Origin of the sequence: Steroidobacter sp. (assembly GCF_016790065.1) — a bacterium.
In the GTDB taxonomy this organism is placed as follows: Bacteria; Pseudomonadota; Gammaproteobacteria; order Steroidobacterales; family Steroidobacteraceae; genus Steroidobacter.
The window spans coordinates 1-2,847 of record NZ_JAEUPY010000821.1 but is presented as its reverse complement, the minus strand read 5'-3'; the positions used below and the strand labels follow the sequence as shown (position 1 = coordinate 2,847).

The 2,847-nt window shown below is 60.9% G+C and carries 4 protein-coding genes; 1 reads left to right on the top strand and 3 read right to left on the bottom strand.

Annotation, left to right across the window (positions count from 1 at the left end; all coding sequences use genetic code 11):
- From JNL55_RS33165 to JNL55_RS33155, 3 genes are all read right to left on the bottom strand, one after another.
- A partial coding sequence (locus JNL55_RS33165; RefSeq protein WP_293864896.1) for an RNA polymerase sigma factor occupies positions 1-1,028 on the bottom strand: 1,028 nt, incomplete at its 3' end.
- A gap of 8 nt (positions 1,029-1,036) precedes the next feature.
- Entirely contained in the window at positions 1,037-1,411 is a 375-nt protein-coding gene (locus JNL55_RS33160) for a YciI family protein (protein ID WP_293864893.1), read from the bottom strand.
- 120 nt (positions 1,412-1,531) lie between these two features.
- The gene (locus JNL55_RS33155; protein WP_293864890.1) at positions 1,532-1,789 is read right to left on the bottom strand and encodes a hypothetical protein; all 258 of its coding nucleotides are present in this window, start codon (positions 1,787-1,789) and stop codon (positions 1,532-1,534) included.
- 310 nt (positions 1,790-2,099) lie between these two features.
- On the opposite strand from JNL55_RS33155, the gene JNL55_RS33150 reads away from it, so the two are divergent.
- Positions 2,100-2,847: DUF2608 domain-containing protein (locus JNL55_RS33150; protein WP_293864887.1), on the top strand; the 748-nt coding region annotated here is incomplete at its 3' end.

Genomic DNA, 2,847 nt, shown 5'->3' with positions numbered 1-2,847 from the left:
CACTTCATGACAGCGACGGCACGGTTCAATGTCACCACCGGCGACGGTTGAATGGCTTCGAGCAGCGCGTACATCCGATCGATCTCATGCCAGTTGGTGTCTTCCGACCGCACTGCTCGCGCATGAACCGCTGCAATGGCTGCCTGAATTTGATACGGCCCGGGCTGCTGTAATCGAACCGCCTTATCGAGCAACGCGAACGCTTCGGCGATCAACTCTCGTCGCCACAAGCGACGATCCTGATCCTCCATCAACACGATGTTCTGTTCCGCATCGAGACGAGCCGGCGCGCGAGCGTGCTGTAACAGCAGCAACGCATTGAGCCCCAGCATCTCCGGATTGCCTCGAAACAATCGCAACAACAACCGAGCCAGGCGAATGGCTTCCTCGCACAGCGGCTCGCGAATGTGCAGCTCACCGCCGCTGGCCGAATAACCTTCGTTGAACAACAAATAAATCATCGCGGCCACGGTCGACAATCGTTCAGCTCGCTCTACCGCGCCCGGCGTTTCGAACGGCACATCCGCTTGCGAGATACGGCGCTTGGCGCGCGTTATGCGTTGCTCCATCGCCGCCTCGCCGACCAGAAACGCTCGCGCTATCTCTTGCACCGACAGACCCGAGACGATGCGCAACGCCAGCGCGATCTGCTGAGTCGCGGGCAAGTCGGGATGACAGCAAACGAATAACAACCGAAGCACATCGTCTCGGTAATCGGCGCTGTCGAGTCGGTCGGCCATGGCAGTCTCGGCATCGTCGGTATCGGACAGAACTTCTTCGGCCGGCAACGCCTGTTGCTTGCTTCGGCGCCGTGCTTCATCGAGCGCGAAATTGCGCCCGACCAAAATCAACCAAGCCGCCGGATCGCGCGGTGGTCCGTTGACCGGCCACTTCTGCAAGGCGCGCAGACACGATTCCTGAAACGCTTCCTCGGCGGTCTCTAGATTGCGAAAGTAACGCAGCAGTGCCGCGACGGCCTGAGGCCGCGCCGACGTTAACGCCGCGTCGATCCACGCCAAGTCGCTCATCGCCTAGCTCACTTCTGGCTCGCGACGGCCGGCACGCCCGGATGAAAAAAGCGCACCGGACGAATTTCCATGCAGCCCGGCTCGGAGACCAGCTCACGCGCGGCGGCGATGACTTCGTCCAGCGTGTCGCAATCGAATAGATAGAAGCCGAGCATTTGCTCTTTGGTCTCGGCAAACGGCCCGTCGAGCACGACCATTTCGCGGCCGGTGCGGACAGTGGTGGCAGTGGTGGTCGGCATCAGGCGCGCCACCGGCCCGAGTTTGCCTTGGGCTGCGAACTTGGCCATGACGCCTTGATGATGCTCCATCACCGCGTCGTCCTTTTCCTTCGACCAAGCCCCGACCACGGACTCGGAGTTGTAGCAAATGACCGCATACAGCATGAGATTGGCTCCTCTTGAGACAAGGACGCAGCAGTATGACGGATTCCGACAATGCCCAGCCCAGGCCCGCGCAGCCGCGCAGACCTACAGTTACTCAAGGGCTAGGGGGCGGGTCTTTCGCTAATCGCAGGCAACAGCCGCCAACACGATCGGCAGCTCATTGATCTTGGAAACCACGATCCGAAAGCCATCGGCCGCGAGTTCCGTCGGGTCGAGTTCGATTTGGATCTGGAGATAGTCTTCGCCGAGCCGTTCGCTGGCGACCGAGCGCGGGATCAGATTACGGGCCTGGAAGAATTGCAGCACCCGGACCAGGGAGCCTGGGTCCGCTTCAACTACCGCTTTGAGCCGCAGGGCTGCGGCATTGCTGACTTGCATGATGGATCGCCTCTAGTTCGCCGGAATTCGTCATCCACATCGACACCCCGGCATCCGCAGATGCCGGGCGGCGAATTTGAATTCCGATGAAGCGATGGGCGGTCACGGTCAAACGGTCGCTGCCAGGTTGAACGGTATACAGTGTACCGCAGGTCAAACGACCTCGGCTACGGCCAGCGTTTGGCCCGCCGAACGCGGCCACTTTCGGTAAAATTCGCGGCCAGACGACCACCCTAGAACAACAAACCGAGGATCCTTCATGAAGCGCGCCTGCGTGGGACTATTAGCCACGCTATTGGTGGGCTGCTCAATGCACCCCACCGCAGATCAGGCGCCAGGTACGGCAAATGTCACAGCGGAAGTGACCGTTACACGCGACTTGATCGACGTATTGAAAATCCTCGGCGATTCGCATCAGGGCAGCACGCTGTTGGTGCTCGACATCGACGACACGCTGCTCACCTCTCGCACCTTCTTCGGCAGCGATGCCTGGTACGAGTGGCAAAAGACGTTGACTCCGCAATCGCCTGGCTATGTGCCCTGCAAGTTCGACCTGATCGCACTCAACTATGAGGCCGGCACCCAGATGCCGACTCAGGAAGACGCGGTCGCGGCCATCAATTCCATTCGGGTCGACAAGATCATCCTGACCGCGCGCAGCCCGCTGACTCGCGGCGGCACGATTCGCGAATTGAAGGAGGCCGGCTACGAGCTACCGGCAGCGCTGCAGCCGGAGTTCGCCGGGGCGATTTACGAGTATCGGCCCGACCCGCAAGCGGCCGGCACCACCGTGAGTTATCACGACGGCGTCCTCATGGTGGCCGGCCAGAACAAGGGCAAGGTGTTGTTGGATCTGCTGAAACAGCTGCAGGTGACGTACGACCGCATCGTGCTGGTGGACGACGGGCAAGCCAACATCGCAGCCATGCGAGAAGCGGTGACGGCGGCCGGCATCGGCTTTCGGGGAGTGCACTACACGCGCATCGACAAGACCGTGGACGCGCAGCGTGAACAGGAAGGAATCGCAGGCTGGGAGGCTTGGCAGCGCTTGCTATCGA